The 18794-nt window shown below is 69.9% G+C and carries 16 protein-coding genes; 5 read left to right on the forward strand and 11 right to left on the reverse strand.

Annotated elements, in window-relative coordinates; genetic code table 11:
* Positions 1 to 4: 4 nt before the first annotated feature.
* A complete protein-coding gene (locus tag A3AG_RS0126325; protein WP_018008278.1) occupies positions 5 to 808 on the reverse strand; it encodes a BPL-N domain-containing protein in 804 nt (267 codons plus the stop codon).
* Positions 809 to 1023: 215 nt separating this feature from the next.
* Between A3AG_RS0126325 and A3AG_RS0126330 the strand changes: the two genes are divergently transcribed.
* Positions 1024 to 1473 carry a group I truncated hemoglobin gene (locus A3AG_RS0126330; protein ID WP_026164485.1) on the forward strand — a complete coding sequence of 150 codons (450 nt, stop codon included), beginning with the start codon at positions 1024 to 1026 and terminating at the stop codon, positions 1471 to 1473.
* Positions 1474 to 1505: 32 nt separating this feature from the next.
* On the opposite strand, the gene A3AG_RS0126335 is transcribed toward A3AG_RS0126330, so the two are convergent.
* The gene (locus A3AG_RS0126335) at positions 1506 to 2270 is read right to left on the reverse strand and encodes a helix-turn-helix transcriptional regulator (protein ID WP_018008280.1); all 765 of its coding nucleotides are present in this window, start codon (positions 2268 to 2270) and stop codon (positions 1506 to 1508) included.
* Positions 2254 to 3177, reverse strand: a complete 924-nt coding sequence (locus tag A3AG_RS0126340) for a DMT family transporter (RefSeq protein ID WP_018008281.1) — start codon at positions 3175 to 3177, stop codon at positions 2254 to 2256. Before A3AG_RS0126340 ends, A3AG_RS0126335 begins: the two co-directional genes overlap by 17 nt.
* Before the next feature lie 200 nt (positions 3178 to 3377).
* Between A3AG_RS0126340 and A3AG_RS0126345 the strand changes: the two genes are divergently transcribed.
* Positions 3378 to 4982, forward strand: coding sequence for a DUF1800 domain-containing protein (locus A3AG_RS0126345; protein WP_026164486.1), 1605 nt, complete (start codon positions 3378 to 3380; stop codon positions 4980 to 4982).
* Between the two features lie 17 nt (positions 4983 to 4999).
* Entirely contained in the window at positions 5000 to 6340 is a 1341-nt protein-coding gene (locus A3AG_RS0126350) for a DUF1501 domain-containing protein (protein WP_026164487.1), read from the forward strand.
* 36 nt (positions 6341 to 6376) lie between these two features.
* On the opposite strand, the gene A3AG_RS0126355 is transcribed toward A3AG_RS0126350, so the two are convergent.
* On the reverse strand, positions 6377 to 8986 hold the full coding sequence (locus tag A3AG_RS0126355) for a penicillin-binding protein 1A (protein ID WP_018008284.1): 2610 nt from the start codon (positions 8984 to 8986) through the stop codon (positions 6377 to 6379).
* A 323-nt stretch (positions 8987 to 9309) separates the two neighbouring features.
* Between A3AG_RS0126355 and A3AG_RS0126360 the strand changes: the two genes are divergently transcribed.
* Entirely contained in the window at positions 9310 to 10377 is a 1068-nt protein-coding gene (locus A3AG_RS0126360; RefSeq protein ID WP_026164488.1) for a porin, read from the forward strand.
* Positions 10378 to 10569: 192 nt separating this feature from the next.
* On the opposite strand, the gene A3AG_RS0126365 is transcribed toward A3AG_RS0126360, so the two are convergent.
* Complete coding sequence (locus A3AG_RS0126365; protein ID WP_018008285.1) at positions 10570 to 11043, reverse strand: DM13 domain-containing protein; 474 nt, start codon at positions 11041 to 11043, stop codon at positions 10570 to 10572.
* A gap of 162 nt (positions 11044 to 11205) precedes the next feature.
* Here A3AG_RS0126365 and A3AG_RS0126370 point away from each other — a divergent pair, with 162 nt between their 5' ends.
* Positions 11206 to 11439: a hypothetical protein gene (locus A3AG_RS0126370; protein WP_018008286.1), complete on the forward strand. Its 234-nt coding sequence runs from the start codon at positions 11206 to 11208 to the stop codon at positions 11437 to 11439.
* Positions 11440 to 11457: 18 nt separating this feature from the next.
* Here A3AG_RS0126370 and A3AG_RS0126375 read toward each other — a convergent pair whose 3' ends face one another.
* From A3AG_RS0126375 to A3AG_RS0126405, 6 genes are all read right to left on the reverse strand, one after another.
* Positions 11458 to 13008, reverse strand: coding sequence for a TAXI family TRAP transporter solute-binding subunit (locus A3AG_RS0126375; RefSeq protein WP_018008287.1), 1551 nt, complete (start codon positions 13006 to 13008; stop codon positions 11458 to 11460).
* Positions 13009 to 13021: 13 nt separating this feature from the next.
* Positions 13022 to 14212, reverse strand: coding sequence for a sodium/glutamate symporter (gene gltS / locus A3AG_RS0126380; protein ID WP_018008288.1), 1191 nt, complete (start codon positions 14210 to 14212; stop codon positions 13022 to 13024).
* A gap of 271 nt (positions 14213 to 14483) precedes the next feature.
* Complete coding sequence (locus tag A3AG_RS0126390) at positions 14484 to 15650, reverse strand: ABC transporter permease (RefSeq protein WP_018008290.1); 1167 nt, start codon at positions 15648 to 15650, stop codon at positions 14484 to 14486.
* A 16-nt stretch (positions 15651 to 15666) separates the two neighbouring features.
* On the reverse strand, positions 15667 to 16821 hold the full coding sequence (locus A3AG_RS0126395) for an ABC transporter permease (protein ID WP_018008291.1): 1155 nt from the start codon (positions 16819 to 16821) through the stop codon (positions 15667 to 15669).
* A gap of 12 nt (positions 16822 to 16833) precedes the next feature.
* A complete protein-coding gene (locus A3AG_RS0126400) occupies positions 16834 to 17526 on the reverse strand; it encodes an ABC transporter ATP-binding protein (protein ID WP_026164489.1) in 693 nt (230 codons plus the stop codon).
* Positions 17527 to 17537: 11 nt separating this feature from the next.
* A complete protein-coding gene (locus tag A3AG_RS0126405; protein ID WP_026164490.1) occupies positions 17538 to 18752 on the reverse strand; it encodes an efflux RND transporter periplasmic adaptor subunit in 1215 nt (404 codons plus the stop codon).
* Between the last annotated feature and the right edge of the window lie 42 nt (positions 18753 to 18794).

The following is an 18794-nucleotide window of genomic DNA, read 5'->3' on the forward strand; positions in this document are numbered from 1 at the left end:
CCCATCAGGCAAGCGACAGTCCACCCTGAGCCAGCAACTGCCGAAACACCGCCAGCCGCGCATCGCCCGTTTCCGCCAGCCTGTCGCACACGTGGAGGTATTCGGACATATCGCTGTGTCCGCGCAACGCATCCTTGCACTCCCGCTCCGAAATCTCCAGATGGACCCCGGTCAGCAGCGCGCGGCCCTTGCCGACCTGCGCGCTGACGATGGCGGGCGGCGTGCTGGTGATGCCTGCATAGACGGCCAGCACCTCGGTCCCGGGTGCGGGGGTGTCGGCGAAGTCGAAGCGGCAGCCGCCGTGGTAATGTGTGTAGAGCGACTGCGGGACTTCGGTCAGCTTGTCCGTGGTCAGCAGTTCCACCGCGGCCGTGGTGCGCGGCGTGCCGTCATAGAGCTTGCCGCCGGTCAGTTCCGGCAGCGAGCCGACGGCTACCGCATCCACCAGGCGCAGTTCGCGCGGGCCGCAGATTGCGCCGCGGGTGCCGGCATGGAAGGCCAGTTCGCGGCAGGCATAGTAGGCGCCCGCACAGATGCCGAAGTAGACGCCGCCCTGTTCGACAAACTGGCGGATGCGCGCGTTCGGCGCGCCGTTGAGCAAGGCGCAATAGGGCAGGTCGGCGCCGCCCGGCATGACGAACATCACCGCATCGTCGAACAGCGTGGCATCGTGCCGGATCTCGCTGGCCATCACCGCACGGATTTCATAGGCGCCGGCGGGCAACTGATGGCCGATGGTTCGCATCAGGCATGCGGTCCAGTCCGACGCGCCGGCGTCGACATAGGTGAGGATCTGGGGTCTGGGCATCGCCGCCTTTATGTCTGGTTGTCTCCGACTCTAGCCGTTCGGTATCGAAAACGCCATGCCGCCGTCGGCTTGAAAGCAAGGCCGGACCAACCTGCTATGCTGAAACAGCCGAAGCCGGCGCTGTCACGCAATCCTCGCACGTTGTCAATGCAAATTGCGCCGCGGCGCAACTGGCTCCGATCCGCAAGCGACCGGATAACGGAAGGGAGGCAGCCATGCGTATTTCTGCTGTTCTGTGCGGCTTTGTTCTGACGGCGCTGCTCGGGCTTGCCGGTTGCGCAACCCCCCAGCGTGCCACGCCTGCCGCAACTTCGTCGTTATACGACCGGCTTGGCGGCATGCCGGCGATCACCGCCGTGGTCGACGACTTCGTCGGCAACCTGGCGACCGACCCGCGCATCAAGGCAAAGTTTGCCAATGCCGATATGCCGCGCCTGAAGACCCGGCTGGTCGAGCAGATCTGCGCGGGTTCGGGCGGCCCCTGTACCTATTCGGGCCGCGATATGAAAACCGCCCATGCCGGCATGGCCATTAGCAATGACGAGTTCGATGCGCTGGTGGACGACCTGGCGAAATCGCTCGACAAGTTCAAGGTGCCGGCGCGCGAGCAGAAGGAGCTGCTGGGGATTCTGGGGCCGATGCGGCAGGATATCGTCTCGCGGTAACCGGTAGCGTAAGGCGGTCAGCACGCCCGGTCTCAGCCGCGCGTGGCCGCCCGCCATGCCCCCGGCGGCAGCCCGAAGCGCCGCGTGAAGCTGCGCGTGAACGTGGTCTGGTCCGGATAGCCTGACATCAGCGCGATCTCGGCCAGCGACAGCCGGGCGTTCGACAGCCATTGCAGCGCGCGGTCCAGCCGCAGCCGGGTCTGGTAGCGGTGCGGGGTATCGCCGAAGGCCTCGGCGAACAGTGTCTGGAAGCGCCGCACGCTCCAGCCGAAATGCGCGGCCAGTTCCGGCACGCGCAGCGGCGCAGCCAGGTTGGCGCGCAGGCAGGCGTCGACGGACATCAGCGGAAAGACCTCGCGGTCGGCGGGCATGCCGAGGCTGTCGGCCAGCGTCGCGGCCAGGGTTGCCGCAAGGTGCCAGTCTGCCTGCGGCGCGCGTGCCGCGAACGCCGTGCGCCCGGCCGCCAGCGCCCGCACCCGGTTGCCAAAGGCGCCGTCCAGCGCGAACGCGCGCGGACGCGCCATCAGCCGCGCGGGCAGCGCCACCGATTGCGCGGGGAAGTCCGCCACCAGCTGCAGGTTGCCGTGGTAGCCCATGTAGTCATGATGGCTGCCGGCCGGCACGATCAGGCCGGTGCGGTCGTCGACGCGGTAAAGGTGGCCGTCGAGCTCCAGTTCGGAGGCGCCGGCCAGGCCGAACAGCAGCTGGTGGTAGCCGTGCTGGTGGCCCTCCGGCTGCGGCCGGTAGCGCCGGTGCTCGACCAGCGGCGCGGCGCGCGCTTCAGCGGGCTTCGGCATGCCGCATCCGGCCACGGCTCTGGCACAGCCAGACGCCGGCCCCTGCCACCGCCATGCCCAGCGCCTGCACCGCGCCGAGGCGCTCGCCGAACAGCAGCCAGGCCTGCAGTGCCGCCAGCGGCGGCGCCAGGAACATCAGCGCGGCGGCATTGGCGGCCTGGCCGCGCCGCACCAGGCTGACCAGCAGCCAGGTGCCGGCGCCGGACAGGCCGAGCGCGGCCCAGGCCAGCCCGGCCCACAGCGCCGGCCCGCCGTGCCAGTGCAGCGGCGCGCCGGCTGCCTGCAGCGCCACCATCGCGGCGGCGACCAGCATGGCGCCCAGGTTCTGCCACGCCGAGCTGGCGCGCAGGTCACAGGTGGCGATGGCAGTCTTCTGCAACAGGGTTCCCATGGTGATGGAGCCAATGGCCAGCACGCCCAGAAGCACGATCCCCGGCGCTAGCGCACCGGCCGCGCCCTGCGGGCCGGCCTGCAGCGCCGGCGCGACCACCAGCGCGACGCCGAGCGCACCCAGCACCAGGCCGTGCCAGGTCCGCCTGGAAGGTAGCTCTTTCAGCAGGGGGATGGCAAGCAGCGCGGTCAGCAGCGGCTGCAACGCGCCCAGCAGGGCCATGATCGCCGGCGGCAGGCCCCTGGCGATGGCGCCGTAGCCGGCGCACAGGTAGAGGCCCTGCATCAGCGCCCCGGCCAGCAGGTGTCGCGGGGCCTCGCGCAGCTGCGGCCAGGCCGCGCGCGCGGCCAGCGACCAGCCCACGAACATCAGCGCGGCCACGGCAAAGCGGCCCAGCAGGAACAGGCTGGTGTCGGCCAGCGGCACGATGGCCTTGCCGACGATAAAGCCGGTGGACCAGATCAGGACGAAGGCCACGGCGGGCAGCCAGGCGACGGTGGACGAGCGTTGCGACATGCAGGCGGGCGTTTCCGCGGCGGGAGCGGGGAAGGGCAGGCAAAAATGCAAGGCTAGCGAGGCGCGGCGCCGCTGTCTTGGCAATTCCGGCAATCGCCCGCTGAAAGCATTGGTAACACTCGTGTGGCGTCGCCACGTCAACCGGCCGGGGCTTGCCACGTAACATGTGGATGGGGATCGAACCGGAAGAGGTGAACCACATGGATCCAGCGCAGTATCCGAGACCGCCCGGCACTGGGCGCCTGGCCGCCTGGCGCACGGCCGCGGGGCTGGCGCTGGCCGCGTGCGTGGCCGGCTGTGCCCAGCTGCAGCCGGGGCCCGGCAACGGCGACGACCGTGGCGCCACGGCTGCCGCCGACCTGCGCTGGCTCAATACCGTCACCTACGGCGCCGACCAGGCCTCGCTGGACGCGCTGCGCCGGCTGGGCCGCAAGGACTTTCTCGCGCAGCAGCTGGCGATGCCGCTGGCCGATCCGCCGGAACTGGCGGCCGCCATCGCCGCCTTGCCCAACCTGCGCGACGACGCCGCCGCGCAGGTCCGGACCGCGCGCGAGGCGCGCCAGCGCATCGATGCCCTGCCGGACGACGCCAGCCGGCAGCAGGCCCGCCAGGCGCTCAACCAGCAGGGCCGCGAGATCGTGGCCGATGTGGCGCGGCGCCACCTGCTGCGCGCGCTGTACTCGCCGGCGCAGCTGCGCGAACAGATGACGTGGTTCTGGATGAACCATTTCAACGTCTATGCGGGCAAGGGCCAGGTCGGGCTGCTGCTGGCCGATTACGAAGAGCGCGCGATCCGCCCCCATGCGCTGGGCCGTTTCCGCGACCTGTTGATGGCCACGGTGACCGCGCCGGCGATGCTGGTCTACCTCGACAATGCCCAAAGCAGCGCCAACCGCGTCAACGAGAACTACGCGCGCGAACTGATGGAACTGCATACGCTCGGCGTCTCTGGCGGCGCCAGCGGTTCGCGCTATACGCAGCGGGACGTGCAGGAACTGGCGCGCGTGCTGACCGGCGCAGGCGTCAACCTGCGCGGCGCGCCGCCGCCCAGGCTGCCGCCGGCGCGCGCCGGGCTGTACCGCAGCGATGGCCTGTTCGAGTTCAATCCCGCGCGCCACGACTTCGGCGCCAAGCTGCTGCTGGGCCAGCGCATCGAGCCGTCCGGCTTCGACGAAGTGGCGCGCGCGGTGTCGATGCTGGCGCGCGAGCCGGCCACGGCGCGCTTTGTCAGTGCCCGGCTGGCGGCCCACTTCATCGCCGACAACCCGCCGCCCGCGCTGGTCGAGCGCATGGCGCAGACCTTCACGCGTACCGACGGCGATATCGCCGCGGTGCTGCGCACCATGTTGCTCGCGCCCGAGCTGGACCGGCAGGCGGCCGCGTTGCCGCGCAAGTTCAAGGACCCGATGGTCTACGTGGTGTCGTCGTTGCGGCTGGCCTATGAAGGCCGGCAGGTGGCCAACCTGCGCCCGGTGATGAACTGGCTGAACCAGCTGGGCGAACCGCTGTACGGCCACGTGGCGCCCGACGGCCACCCGTCGGCGGAAAGCGCGTGGGCCAGTTCGGGGCAGATGGTGCGGCGCTTCGAGATCGCGCGCGCGATCGGCTCGGGACCGGCGGGCTTGTTCGCGGGCGATGGCACCGTGCCGCGCGGCGCGCGCTTCCCGACGATCGGCAACAAGCTCTACTACGACGCGATCGAAGCCACCCTTGGCCCGGCCACGCGCGCCGCGCTGAGCCAGGCCGAGTCGCAGGCGGAATGGAACACCCTGCTGCTGGCTTCGCCCGAATGGATGCAGCGCTGAAGGGAACGGAGAGCACCATGCAACGCCGACAATGGCTCAAGACGATGGGTGGCGCCGCCCTCGGGCTGGCGCTGCCCGCCATCGCCTCGCGCGTCTACGCGCTGCCCGCGCAGGCCGACGCGCGCTTCCTGCTGGTATTCCTGCGCGGCGGCTATGACGCCGCCAGCGTGCTGGTGCCCGCCGGCAGCGATTTCTACTATGCGGCGCGGCCCAATCTCGCCATCCGCCGCCCGCCCGCGCCGGGTGCCGATGCGGATCCCAATGCAGCGGTGGCGCTGGCAGCCGCCTTTGGCGCCGACAGCGCCGCGCGCGGCATCGGCGACTGGGCCCTGCACCCGGCCCTGGCCCCGACCCTGCTGCCGTTGTGGCAGCAGGGCCAGCTGGCCTTCGTGCCGTTCGCCGGCACGCACGACCTGTCGCGCAGCCATTTCGAGACCCAGGACGGCATCGAGGCCGGCCTGCCCGGCCATGACGAAAGCCGCCAGGCCGTGGCCGCGCTGCGCGGCAGCGGCTTCCTCAACCGGCTGGCCCAGGCCATGGGCGGCCAGGCCGCCCCGGTGGCGTTCACCGACGGGCTGCCGCTGGTGCTGTCCGGTCCGCGCGACGTGCCCAATGTCTCGCTCAAGGGCAGCGGCCGCGCCCCGTTCGATGCGCGCCAGGTGCGGCTGCTGGCGCAGATGTACCGCGGCACGCGCTTCGAGTCACTGATCGACGAGGGCTTCGAGCTGCGCGAGACCGTCGCGCGCCAGGCGCAGGCGGAAGCGCCAAGCGGCAGCATGGGCGGCATGGCCGGCGCCGGCCCGGCCACGATGGCGTCGCGCCAGCAGGAGATGCAGGCCGCCAGCCGCCGCGCGCTCAGTGCGCGCGGTTTCGAGGTCGAGGCCCGGCGCATGGCGGGGCTGATGCGCGAGCGCTTCAACCTGGGCTTTATCGACGTGGGTGGCTGGGACACCCACGTCAACCAGGGCGCCGCGCAGGGCCAGCTGGCCGGGCTGCTCGACAATCTGGGCCGCGGCTTGTCAGCCTTTGCCGCGGAAATGGGTCCCGCATGGAGCAAGACCACCGTGGTGGTGCTGTCCGAGTTCGGCCGCACCTTCCGCGAGAACGGCACGCGCGGCACCGACCACGGTCACGGCACGGTCTACTGGGTGCTGGGTGGCAGCGTGCGCGGTGGCCGCATCGCCGGCGAACAGGTCGCGGTGGAAGCGGCCACGCTCAACCAGGATCGCGACTGGCCGGTGCGCAACGAATACCGGGCGCTGCTGGGCGGGCTGTTCCGCAGGTTGTACGGGCTGGATGCGGAGCGGCTGGCGCAGGTGTTTCCGGGGGTGGCGGGGCGGGATATCGGATTGGTGTGAACCGCGCACAGGCCGACGGAACACTCGCTGCCGCGATTACCGTTGACCGGCCGGGGTGATGACGGTGGGTGCGAGCGGCGTGATCGGTGCCGCTGGCGTCGGCGCCGGAGCCGGTGTCGGAGCCGGTGTCGGAGCCGGTGTGGGAGCCGACGACGGGGGTAGGATCGGTGCGGGGGCCGGTTCATTGGCCGGGGGCGGCGCAACTGGCGCGCTCCCCGCGGTGGCGTCGAGGGGCGGCACCGCCATCACCGTTTCGCCCCGGTCCAGCGCCAGGCTGGACTCATCGTTGTCACCCTCCGCCGCCGCGGCTGCCGCGGACGCCGCGCCTGCCGGCGGCGCGCTCTCGGCTTCCTGCGCCGGCAAGGCGGGGCGGCGCGGCGCCGGGCGCGGTGCCGGGGTCTCGCTGGCCTTGTCGCGCGTGAACAGCTGGCTGAACCAGCTACGCAGCTGCGTGCCCAGCGATGCGAACAGGTGCGTTTCCTCGTGCTCGGCAAAGCGCGCGCGGCTGTCGATGATGCGGGCGCGCAGGGCGCGCTGGTAGAAGTCTCCCACCATCGGCAGCGCGCTGTGCGCGCCCTGGCCCCAGTAGTCGCTGCGCAGCGTGACGCGGCTGTCGTTGAAGCCGACCCAGGCGCCCGCCACCAGTTCCGGATGCATCAGGATGAACCAGCCGTCGGCATTGTCCTGGGTGGTGCCGGTCTTGCCGGCGACGTCGGCGCGGATGCCGAAGCGCGAGCGGATGCCGGCGCCGGTGCCGCGGTCGATTACGTCGCGCATCACGTCCAGCAGGGTTTGCGTGGCGGCGGCGGGCAGCGCGTGCTCGGCGCGCGCGGGGCGGAACACCTGCAGCACATTGCCCTGGCGGTCTTCGATGCGCGTCACCATGGTCGGCGCGATGTAGTCGCCGGCATTGGCGATGGTGCCGTAGGCGGCCACCATTTCCTTCAGCGTGACCGGGCTGGTGCCCAGCGCCAGCGACGGCACCACGTCGAGCTGGCTGTCGCGCACGCCCATGCTGCGCGCCAGCCGCGCTACGCGCGCGGGGCCCACTTCCTGCATCAGCTGCGCGGTGATGGTGTTGCGCGAATAGACCAGGCCGTCGCGCAGCGTCATGGCGCGGCCGGTGGGGCGGCCTTCGTCGCTGGGGCGCCAGATCTCGCCGCCGGCCAGCTCGATTTCCACCGGCTGGTCCACCAGCGTGTCGTCGGGCGTCTTGCCCTCTTCGAAGGCCGCGCCGTAGACGAAGGGCTTGAAGGTCGAGCCCGGCTGGCGGCGCGCCTGCTGCACGTGGTCGAACGCGTCCTGGGTGTAATCGCGGCTGCCGACCCAGGCGCGGATCTCGCCATTGCGCGGGTCGATGGCCAGGAAGCCGGCCTGGATCCGGGTCTTGTTCTGGTGCAGCGCGCGCAGGAAGGCGCTGTCGGCCATCAGGTGGCGCAGCGCCTCTTCCGGCGCGGCGCCGGCGGCGACCGCCGCGCGGTATTCCGGCGTCTCGCGCACGAAGGCCTGCACCAGCGGCTTGTTGGCGGCCCAGCCCGCGCGCGGCGCCCACGCGGCGTTGGCGACCGCCTGCAGCCGGTTGCCCTGCTGCACCACGGCCTGCGTGGCCATGGCCTGCAGGCGCGCGTCGATGGTGGTGTGGACCACCAGGCCATCGGCGTAGATGTCGTAGCCGTTGCGGTCGGCCCAGCCAATCAGCCACTTGCGCAGCTGCTGCGCAAAGTGCGGCGCTGGGCCGGGCGGCTCGGTCTGCCGCTCGAAGTCGATGCGCAGCGGGCGCTTCTTCAGCTGCTCGTAGCGCGCCGCGTCGAGCTTGCCGCGCTTGACCATCTGCCCGAGCACGGTATTGCGCCGGTCCAGCGCGCGCTCGGGGTTGAGCACCGGGTTGTAGTAGCTGTTGCCCTTGAGCATGCCGATCAGCGTGGCGCTCTGCAGCACGTCGAGCGAGCGGGCGGGGCGGTCGAAATAGGTGCGCGCCGCCATCTCGATGCCGAAGGCGTTGTACAGGAACGGCACCGTGTTGAGATACGTCTCGAGGATCTCGTCCTTGGTGTAGAGCGCCTCGATCTTCAGCGCGGTGATCGCTTCCTTGAGCTTGCGCGTGAGCGTGGGGGCGCGGCCGATCTCGTCGGGATAGAGATTGCGCGCCAGCTGCTGGGTAATGGTGGACCCGCCCTGGCGGTCGCCGGAAAACGTATGCAGCGCGGCCGAGGCGATGCGGCGCCAGTCCAGGCCGTGGTGCTGGTAGAAGCGGTGGTCCTCGGTGGAGATCAGCGCCGCCACCACGTTGGGCGAAATTTGCTTGAGCGGCACCCAGTCGCGGTTGGCCCACTTGAACACCGCCAGCTCCTTGCCGTCGGCGGACAGCACCTGGGCCGGCTGCTCGGACTTGGCCTTGCGGATATCGCTGATGCCCGGCGTGAACGGGATCAGCACCAGCACATAAAGCAGCAGTGCCGCCGGGATCGCGGCCAGTCCGGCCAGCAGGCCGCGCCGCGTGGGGCGCAGCGTGCCGGGCCGGGTCAGGCCGGCGCGCGCGCCGCGCGCAGCGAGTCGAGACAGGCCTTGGCGAACGGGGGCAGGCAGTGAAGCCTGGAACGAGGCAAGCAGGGGGGCAAGCCGGGTCTTGATCTCAGCCAGCTTCATGAGGCGAAGCGGTCGAGGCACAGGCGCGGGGCGGCACGGAACACTGGCATTACCGTCGTCGGAAAAGCCTGCATCCTACCAAAACGTTCCGGCCGGTTACAGGGAAAACCCCCACCCAGGTGCGATGCGCCACTTCCTGCTGCGGAGCATGGGTCACAAAGCTTTCATATTGCCCCGCCACAATGCCCGGGCCGCAATTCATTGCGGACGATGCGCCGTTGCCGGGTTGCCCGGCCGGGCCGGATCGCCACGGCTCGCCATGGCGATCGTTGCCCTGGGTCCGGTGCGGTGTCGTGCCTCAAACAGAACACAGAGAAACTACAGTGAAGAAAGCTCTCCTTGCAATGACGGCAGCAGCGGCCGCGTCGGCCGCATCCGGGGTGGCGTCGGCCCAGTCCACGTCCAACGTGACGCTCTACGGCATCGTCGATGCCGGCGTCGAAGTGATCAGCAACGTGCCGGGCAGCGGCGGCGCCGAAGGCACGGCCGTGCGCCTGAACTCGGGCAACCTGTCCGGCTCGCGCTGGGGCCTGCGTGGCACCGAAGACCTGGGCGGCGGCCTGAAGGGCATCTTCGTACTGGAAAGCGGCTTCGACGTCGACACCGGCACCTCGGGCCAGGGCAACCGCCTGTTCGGCCGCCAGGCCTACGTCGGCCTGCAGGGCGGCTGGGGCGCGGTCACGCTGGGCCGCCAGCAGAACGCGCTGTACGACCTGTTCGGCGCCTTCGACCCGATGGGCGTGGGCCCGCGCTACTCGCTCAACAGCGTCGACTCGGCCTTCAACGGCCGCGCCGACAACGCCGTCAAGTACACCGGCAAGTTCGGCGGCCTGACCGCCACCGGCTTCTACAGCTTCGGCCGCGACAACAACGAAATCCCGGGCGAGACCAAGGTCGGGCGCAACTTCGGCGGCGGCCTGTCGTATGCCGCGGGTGGCTTCTCGGTCGGCGCCGCCTATGACCAGTTCCAGGGCGGCACGGTGGCGCTGCAGGATCGCGCCGCCAAGCGCGCGGCCGTGGGCGCGGCCTATGCCTTCGGCGGCGCCAAGGTGTTCGCGGGCTACCGCTGGCTGCGGGACGACGGCGTGTCCAGCGCCAGCGCGGCCGAGACTCGCAGCAACGTCTACTGGGCCGGCGCCCAGTACCGCTTCACCCCGGCGTTCCTGCTGACCGGCGCGGCGTACTACAACGACACCCGCAACAGCGACGCGGACCCGTGGATGTTCGTGCTGTCGGCGGACTACTCGCTGTCCAAGCGCACCGACGTGTACCTGAACGTGGGCTACTCGAAGAACAAGTCGGGCTCGGCGCTGGGCCTGAACGGCGTGGGCACCGTGGTTGCCGGCGAGAACCAGACCGGCGCCACCATCGGCCTGCGTCACCGCTTCTGAGTATTGGCTGCCTGATGCCCGCCCGGCAGGCTCCCATGCCTGCACGGGCGGGTGCTCAACTCTCATATCGACACCTGCGGCTGGTCTTGCGGGGTTCGTTGGGCCGGTTGCCTTGATCGGCCCTTTTTTTCTTTTGCGCCGGTGCTCTGCCGCGCCGGCGGCGCTCGCCATCCGTGCTCCCGCGCCCAGTCCCTATCTGTACCGCGCCGCCCCAATAAACTGCCCGAACCGCTCGCACCAGATCACCACCGCCGCATACTGTGCCGGGTCAACGCCGGCCGGCAACGGTACGGTGAAATTGCCAAAGGTCTTGAGTTCGCCGACCTGCAGCGAATGGTCCTTGATCTTCAGGAAAGCCGCCTTGTTGTCGACGAATGCCGGCGCCAGGTAGATCCGGTAGTCAGGCCCCGGTGCCACGCTGCCTTCGAAGGCGAGCGCCCCGGCCGAGACATGGAGCCGGCCGCTGGCCCAGTGCAGCGCGTCGCTGCCGGCCAGGTCCTTGCGGAAGGTGCCGGCATAGCGCGCCTGTTGCGATACCGCCTGTACCTGCCCGGCACTGGCGCCTGGCTGTGCGGTCAGGATCGGCAGCACATAGATGCCCGCGGCAAAGCCGGCCGCCAGCATGGCGAGGTGGGTCAGGACGAGGATGGCGGGCCTGGCGGTCATGGCGGGCTCCGGAAGGGCACGTGATGGCGGTATGTCGGCGCCGGCGCCGGAACCTGACAGCGCTGTCGCAGGTTGGCGGCGTTAGCACATTCGCAACGGTTTCACCAATCCAACACATGGAAGTGGTTATGATCTGGTAGTTGCCCTGTCGAGAAGCTGCCTATGACTCTCCATGTCACGATCCGCACCATCCGTACCGGCACGATGCAAGCCGCGCGCTACCAGGCGCGCGTCTACCTGACCACCGATGCCGAGGCCCTGCCGTTGCTGGCAACGGATTGGAGCGAGCGCGAGGCCGAAGCCTTCCGTACCGCACAGTTCTGGGCGCAGCGCCACGCTTATGTGGTGTCTAATCCACGCGCAGGAACGTTCTACGGCGTTTCGGGCCGGCGCTGAGACCGGCCCGCGCATCCCTTATCTGACCCGCGTCCCGGACGCTGCCGGTGGCCGGCCAGGCCTGGCGGAGCCCGGCGCGGCGCCAGCCGGACCCATGGCGTCCAGCGCCTTGGCCGCCGCCAGGTGCTGCGGAATCATCAGGCCCTGGCGCGCCGTGGCCACGGCAATCTGTCCGCCCTGGGCGCTGCCGCGCGCGACCAGATCACGCCCGTTGCGGTAGACCAGCCGCGTCAGGTCGGCCACTTCGGCGTCGGACAGGTCCGGCCCGGTGACCAGCACGGCCGCGGTGGCAATGGTGCGCACCGGCTGGCTCAGGCCGGGATAGGTGCCCGGCGCAATCGCCGCGCGGAAATAGCCTGCCTTGCGGTCCACCAGCGCGGTGATGGCCTTTTCATCCAGCGGCAGCAGCCGCAGCGGCATTTCCGCCAGCGCATCGCGGATGCTGTCCGCGGGTACGCCGATCACCTGGATCACGGCGTCGACCTGGTTCTGGCGCAGCGCCACCAGGCCGGTGCCCAGCCCCACTTCCTCGGCCTTGAAGTCCTTGTCCGCCAGGCCATGCGCGGCCAGCACACGCAGCGCGGTATGGCGCGAGGCCGAGCCGCGCTCGCCCACGGCGATGCGCTTGCCGCGCAGGTCCGACACCGAGCGCGCCGGATCGCCGTCGCGCACCAGCACATGCACCGGTTCCGGATAGAGGCTGCCGATGGCGCGCAGCGAGGCCTGCGGCCCGTCCTCGGCAAACGCGTCCTTGCCCTCGTAGGCATCCAGCGCGGCATCGCCCTGCGCCAGTGCCACCGAAACCTTGCCCGCGCGCAGCAGGCGCAGGTTCTCTTCGCCGCCGTGCGTCACCAGCGGGATCGCGCGCACGCGCGTGCCGCCCACCAGCGCCTGCACAAAGCGCAGGTACTGGCCGTGCTCGGCGCCGGCGGCAATGGCATAGCCTTCGTTGACCCGCGCCAGCCGCGCGCGGATATTGGCGTGCGCGGTGGTCAGCTCCTGCTCGATCACCGCGCGCTGTGCCGGCGAGGCATCCTTCTGCACCGAGTCGATCACCTTGCGCATCGCGTCGAGGATCGCCGCCGGGCCGCTCGGCGCATTGGTGGCCACGGCCGGGGCTTCGGCTGGGCGGTAGCCGGCCGGCAGCACGCCGACCCAGCGCTCGCCGTCGCGCCGGTACAGCGCGGTGCCGTGGGCAAGGATGAGGTCGCCGGCCTTGTTGCCGCCGCTGGTGATGCCGGTGATGCCGCGCGGACCCGCGCCCAGCGCCGACACCAGCCCGGCCACGCCGGGCGAATCCCACGCGCCAAAGTCATAGTCGCGCAGCAGTTTCAGTTGCGCGTCGAAATAGACGATGCGGCGGGTCTCGCCGGCGGGGGCCTTGGTATCGGCCTGCGAGCCGCGGCGCTCCAGCTCCACCACCTGCACCGTGCCCGGCGGCAGCGCCAGCGCCAGCCGCTCTTCGACGCCGGCGCGGATGCCGTCGGCGGCCGGGCCGCCGCCGCATCCCGCCAGCCAAACACTGGCCAGCACCGCGAACAGCAGGGTCAGCAGGGCGTGGCGCCGCATCTCAGCCCCCATCTCAGCCCCCGATCAGCGGCAGCGCCAGCATCATGGTCAGCACGAACGCGTTCATCAGGTCGACGAAAAACGCGCCGGCCAGCGGCGTGATCAGGTAGCTGGTGGGCGCCGGCCCGTAGCGCGCGGTGATGGCGCGCATATTGGCCATGGCGGTGGCGGTCGAGCCCATGTTGAAGCCGATGAACGCGGCCGAAGTGACGGCGGCCTCGTAGTCGCGCCCCATGAAGCGGAAGCACACCAGCACCACGTAGAGGATGATGAACACCACCTGCATCGCGATGATCAGCAGGAACGGGCCGGCGGACAGCGCCACGTCGGCCAGGTCCAGCGCCATCATCGTCATCACCAGGAACAGCGACAGGCAGACGTTGGTGATCAGGTCGGTGGCGCGGTCGTCGAAGCGCATGCCGGCAAAGGGCAGCAGGTTGCGGATGGCGATGCCGAGCATCATGCACCAGAGGAAGCCCGGGATGGTGATGGCGCCGGTCGGCATCTGCGCGGCGATCCAGCGCCCGCCGATCACCGCGGCCAGGATGCCGGCCAGCGACGCCAGCGCGCCCACGGTGGTGATGGGCGAGACCGCCGCCGCTTCTTCCTCGGTGTCGCCGGCCTCGCGCGCGGTCGAGCGCAGCCGGTAGCGCGAGATCAGGTATTGCGCCACCGGTCCGCCGATGATGCCGCCGACGATCAGGCCGACCGTGGCCACCGTCATCGACAGGTCCATCACCGCCTGCAGGTTGTTGACCTCGGCAAAGCGTTCGGCATAGGCGGCGCCGGTGCCGTGCCCGCCCACCAGCGTGATGGAGCCGCTCACCAGGCCGAAGATCGGATGCAGGTCCAGCACCCGCGCCATGGCCACGCCCACCACGTTCTGCACCACGATGTAAGGCAGCAGGATGATCAGGAAGATCACCAGCGCCTTGCCGCCGCGCCGGAGCATGCGCAAGTCCGCACAGAGGCCGACGCCGCCGAAGAACATCAGCAGCAGCACCGGCTTCATGGCGGGATCGATCGCCACGCGGAAGTTCACCGCCGCCAGCGCCGTCGACGCGACCATTGCAAACAGCAGGCCGCCGGTGACGGGATCGGGAATGTTGTAGCGCGACAGCACGCCGACGCTGCGGTTGACCAGCGTACCGATCAACAGCACCACCACGGCGGTCAGCAATGAGGCCAGCAGGTCAAGGTTCATCGGGGGCGTCCTGACGCGTAGCAAGCATCACTACGGGTTGTAGTCGGACACCGGGGAGAAGGCAAGGAAAGGATGAGTCGCGCAAGGGCGATGGTGTTCTCCCTCTCCCCTCATGGGGAGAGGTCCGGGGTGAGGGGTGGTCTGGCTGGGAACCACATCGAGCAGGGGCAGTGGTTTTTCAGGACATAACTGTCGTGGAGGCGCCGGCCCTCACCCCCGCCCCTCTCCCGCAAGCGGGAGAGGGGAGCAAACCAACGCGTGATGGATAGGATCAACGCGCCCGCAACGCCTCCACGATATTCATCCGCGCCGCCCGCACCGCCGGCAGGAATCCCCCCACCAGCCCCATCGCCATCGAGAACGCCAGCGTCTGCAGCGCAATCGCCGGCGTCAGGATAAAGCGGAACGACAGGTCGGCAAAGGTCTGGAAGTTGGTGGTCGAGAACGAGGCGAACTGCATCAGCGCCGCGCACGCCAAGCCCGCGGCGCCGCCGACCAGGCCCAGCAGCGCCGCTTCGGCCAGGAACGCGGCCAGCACGCTGGCACGCTGGAAGCCAAGCGCGCGCAGCGTGCCGATCTCCGCCACGCGGTTGGCCACCGACGCATACATGGTGATCATGGCGCCGATCATCGCCGCGATCGAGAAGATGGTGGACAGCGTAAAGCCCAGGATATTGATAAAGCCGGACAGCGCCTTGGACTGGTCGCTGTAGAAGGCCTGCTCGCGCTTGGCCTCGTCGGCGAGGCGCGGATCGACGTCGAGATCGGCGCGAAAACGCTCGAACAGCGCGGAATCGGCGAGCCTGACCACCATCGACGAATACGCGTTGCGCCGGAACGATTGCATCAGCTGGTCGACGTCGCCCCAGATCTCGGAGTCGAAGCCGCTGCCGCCGGCGTCGAAGTGTCCGACCACGGTCCAGTCGCGCTGCGCGAAGCGCAGGTGCTCGCCGATCTGCACGCCGGCAAAGCCGCCGGCGATACTGCTGCCGACGATGATCTCGGACGAGCCTGGCCGGAACAGGCGCCCGGCCACCAGCCGCACCTGCGGACGCAGCGCCATGCCCGCCGGCGAGAGGCCGCGGATCACCACGTTGGACGGCTGGCCGGTGCTGGCCTTGGTCAGCGAGATCAGCACCACGGCCTCGCGCGACGCCAGCGGCCGGCCGTCGCCGTTCATGGCCACGGCCGGATGCATCTCGATGATGCTCGCCTGGTCGCGGTTGACCGCGCTCTGGATCTCGGTCTCGGCGCCCTTGCGGATCACCACCACGTTGTCGTGCTCGCCGGTGGTGACCAGCGTCTTCTTCAGACCGGCGTCGAGCATCAGCATGGTGGCGAAGACGAACACCACCAGCGCCAGGCCGGCCGCGGTCAGCGCGGTGGTCAGGCGCCGGGCCCACAGGTTGCGCGCGATATAGGTCAGCGGGATCGCCACGGCAGTCTTCCTGGCGCTAGCCGATGGCCCGCAGGCCCTCGACGATGCGCACGCGCGCCGCCTGCAGCGCCGGCACGATGCCGGCAAAGATGCCCACCGCCAGTGCGCACGCCGCCTGCAACCGCATGGTCTGCGGCGATACCGTGAATACCGGGAACACGCCGCCCACCGCCTGCTTGAAAGCGCTTGCCACCGGCGGCGTGGCGAGCATGCCGAGCGCGCCGCCGGCCACGCACAGCGCCAGCGATTCGCCGAACACCAGCAGCGCCAGGAAGCCGGGGCCGAAGCCCAGCGCCTTGAGCGTGGCGTATTCCACGGTGCGCTCGCGCGCGCTCATCGCCATGGCGTTGGCCATCACCGCCATGATGATCACGATCACCACATACGACACCACACGGATCGCCGCGATGATCTGGTTGGACATCGCGACAAAGCCCAGCTGGAAGGCCTGCTCGGTTTCGGTCAGGGTTTCGGCCAGCGAATTGCGGAACACGCCGTCGACCTGGCGCGAGATCGCCGCGGTGTTGTCGGGGTTGCCGACGCCCAATATATAGACGCCGACCTGGTCGGCCTGGCGCGGGGTGCGCTTGCGCACGGTCTCGTTCAGGTATTCCCAGTGGAACACCATCTGGCGCGTGATGGTGCTCTCGTCGCGCCCGTCCATGATGCCGCGCACCACGAACTCCCAGGTGCCCGGATAGATGGTGCCCTTGATGGGGATGACGTCGCCGACCTTGAAGCCGAACTGGTCGGCCAGCTGGCGCCCCACCAGCGCGCCCTTGCGGTCGCGCTGGTAGTCGGCGCGCTGCGCGTCGGTCACGATGAACTCGGGGTAGAGGTCGAGGTAGTTGTCGGACACCGCGAACTGCGCGAAGAAGTTCTTGGGATCGCGATAGACGCCGCCGAACCAGTTGGAGCGCGCCACCATGGTCACGCCGTCGATGCCCTTGATGCGGCTTTCATAGCTGAGCGGCAGCGGGAACACCAGCGAGATCGCATTGCGCGTGACCAGCCGCGCGCTGGAGGCGGCCGACGCGCCGGCATACCAGGCATCGATCACGGTCTGCAGCAGCCCGAACGCCAGCACCGCGATCACCAGCCCGAACACCGTCAGCGTGGTGCGCAGCTTGTGCCGCAGCGCATTGCGGGCGATCAGCTTGAGCGCGTACATGGTGAACGAAGGCTACGCTGGCTCGCCACGGATCAGTTCCCCCTTTTCCAGGTGGACCAGCGAGCCGGCGGCGGCGGCGGCGTGGGCGTCGTGCGTGACCATGATGATGGTCTTGCCGGCATCGGCGTTGAGCCGCTGCATCATCGCCAGGATCTCGGCCGCGGAGGTGCGGTCGAGGTCGCCGGTGGGCTCGTCGGCGACGATCAGCGCGGGGTCGGTGATCAGCGCGCGCGCGATCGCCACGCGCTGCTGCTGGCCGCCCGACAGCTCCGACGGATAATGGCTCATGCGGTCGGCCAGGTTGACCATGTCCAGCACCAGTTCCACGCGCGCGCGCCGCTCCGCGCGCGGCAGGCGCGTCAGCATCAGCGGCAGCTCGACGTTCTCGAACGCGGTCAGCACCGGCATCAGGTTGTAGAACTGGAAGATAAAGCCGACATTGGCGGCGCGCCAGTCGGCCAGCGCCGCTTCCGGCAATTGCGTGATGTCCAGCCCGGCGACGCGCAGCGTGCCGCGGTCGGGGCGGTCGATGCCGGCAATCAGGTTCAGCAGCGTGCTCTTGCCCGAGCCCGAGGGGCCCATCAGCGCGACGAAATCGCCTTCGCCGATCTCCAGCGAGATGTCGGTCAGCACCGGCACGGTCTGCACGCCGCGCCGGTAGGACTTGGCGACGTGGTCGATCTGCACCAGCGGCGCGGCGCGCATGCGGCTCTCGCTCATGGCTTGGCGGTGGTGACGCGGCTGCCGTCGCCGATCTGGTCGCCGGGCGACAGCACCACCACGTCGCCGGGCCTGACGCCCTGCACGGCCACCAGTTCGCCCAGCTTGTCGCCGCGCTTGACCGTCATCTCGTGCGCCCTGCCGTCCCGGACCACGTAGACCACCTGGCGGCCGTCGCGCGTGGCGATTGCCGCAGGCTGCACCGCGACCACCGGCTGGCGGTCCTGCGCGGTGGCCGCGCGCGACAGGAAGGCGATCTTGGCGCTCATGTCCGGCAGCACGCGCGCATCGCGGCCGACAAAGCGCACCTTGACCAGCACCGTGGCCTTGGAGCGGTCCACCGTCGGCACGATGCGCGAAACCTGCCCGGCCAGGCGCAGGCCGGGCAGGGCGTCGAGCAGCAGCTCGCAGGGCTGGTCGACGCGGATCCGGGCGATATTGGATTCGGCGACATCGGCTTCGACTTCCAGCGTCTCCATGTCGGCGATGGTGACGATCGCACCCTTGGTGTCGGCCGCGGCGGAGAAGGGCGTGATGTTGTCGCCCACGTTGGCATGCTTGACCAGCACCACGCCGTCGAACGGCGCGCGTACCACGGTCTGCTCGACCGCGACCTCGGCCGCGCGCGCATTGGCCTGTGCCGACGCCACCGACGCGCGCGAGCTGTTCACCGAGGCCCGCGCCTTGTCGAAGCGCGCCACGTCGGCGTCGTACTGGGTGCGCGAGATCGCGTTCGGCACGATCAGAATCCTGGAGCGGCGCAGGTTCACCTCGGCGTCCTTCAGCTCGGCCTGCTGCAGCGCCAGGTTGGCCTGCGCTACCTGGACCTGCGCCTGCGCCTGCGCGAACGCCGCGGCCACGTCCTTGCTTTCCAGCCGCGCGATGACCTCGTCCTTCTTCACGCGCGAGCCTTCGAGCACGCCCAGCCATTCCAGCCGGCCCTGCGCCTTCGATGCGACCGCCGCCTTGCGCTGCGGCACGACATAGCCGGTGGCGTTCAGTAGCGTGAAGTTCTGCGTAGGGTAGGCCGAGGTGACGGTGGCGGTCTGCACCGGCCGCGGGCTGGCCAGCCGGATGGCAATGCCGGCCAGCGCCAGCAACACCACCGCGATGGCCGCGTAGCGCAGCCACCGGCGCCGCGGGCGGACACGCACGCCGGCCGCGGCGGCTTGCCGGTCGATCTTGAGCCTGGACAGGTCGTGGTCAGCCACTGCGCGCTTCCTTTTGCCGGAATGGGCGGGGCTGTCAGTATA

Origin of the sequence: Cupriavidus neocaledonicus, from assembly GCF_000372525.1 — a bacterium.
GTDB lineage: Bacteria > Pseudomonadota > Gammaproteobacteria > Burkholderiales > Burkholderiaceae > Cupriavidus > Cupriavidus neocaledonicus.

What these genes read in the sequence shown, in the direction of transcription:
- A3AG_RS0126375 (WP_018008287.1), bottom strand. Translation starts at nt 13,008, where the DNA reads ATGCGGCGCCACGCCCTGCTGACCCTGCTGTTCGCGGTGCTGGCCAGT.
- A3AG_RS0126345 (WP_026164486.1), top strand. Translation starts at nt 3,378, where the DNA reads ATGGATCCAGCGCAGTATCCGAGACCGCCCGGCACTGGGCGCCTGGCC.
- A3AG_RS0126340 (WP_018008281.1), bottom strand. Translation starts at nt 3,177, where the DNA reads ATGTCGCAACGCTCGTCCACCGTCGCCTGGCTGCCCGCCGTGGCCTTC.
- gltS (WP_018008288.1), bottom strand. Translation starts at nt 14,212, where the DNA reads ATGAACCTTGACCTGCTGGCCTCATTGCTGACCGCCGTGGTGGTGCTG.
- A3AG_RS0126370 (WP_018008286.1), top strand. Translation starts at nt 11,206, where the DNA reads ATGACTCTCCATGTCACGATCCGCACCATCCGTACCGGCACGATGCAA.
- A3AG_RS0126350 (WP_026164487.1), top strand. Translation starts at nt 5,000, where the DNA reads ATGCAACGCCGACAATGGCTCAAGACGATGGGTGGCGCCGCCCTCGGG.
- A3AG_RS0126330 (WP_026164485.1), top strand. Translation starts at nt 1,024, where the DNA reads ATGCGTATTTCTGCTGTTCTGTGCGGCTTTGTTCTGACGGCGCTGCTC.
- A3AG_RS0126400 (WP_026164489.1), bottom strand. Translation starts at nt 17,526, where the DNA reads ATGCGCGCCGCGCCGCTGGTGCAGATCGACCACGTCGCCAAGTCCTAC.
- A3AG_RS0126335 (WP_018008280.1), bottom strand. Translation starts at nt 2,270, where the DNA reads ATGCCGAAGCCCGCTGAAGCGCGCGCCGCGCCGCTGGTCGAGCACCGG.
- A3AG_RS0126395 (WP_018008291.1), bottom strand. Translation starts at nt 16,821, where the DNA reads ATGTACGCGCTCAAGCTGATCGCCCGCAATGCGCTGCGGCACAAGCTG.
- A3AG_RS0126365 (WP_018008285.1), bottom strand. Translation starts at nt 11,043, where the DNA reads ATGACCGCCAGGCCCGCCATCCTCGTCCTGACCCACCTCGCCATGCTG.
- A3AG_RS0126325 (WP_018008278.1), bottom strand. Translation starts at nt 808, where the DNA reads ATGCCCAGACCCCAGATCCTCACCTATGTCGACGCCGGCGCGTCGGAC.
- A3AG_RS0126355 (WP_018008284.1), bottom strand. Translation starts at nt 8,986, where the DNA reads ATGAAGCTGGCTGAGATCAAGACCCGGCTTGCCCCCCTGCTTGCCTCG.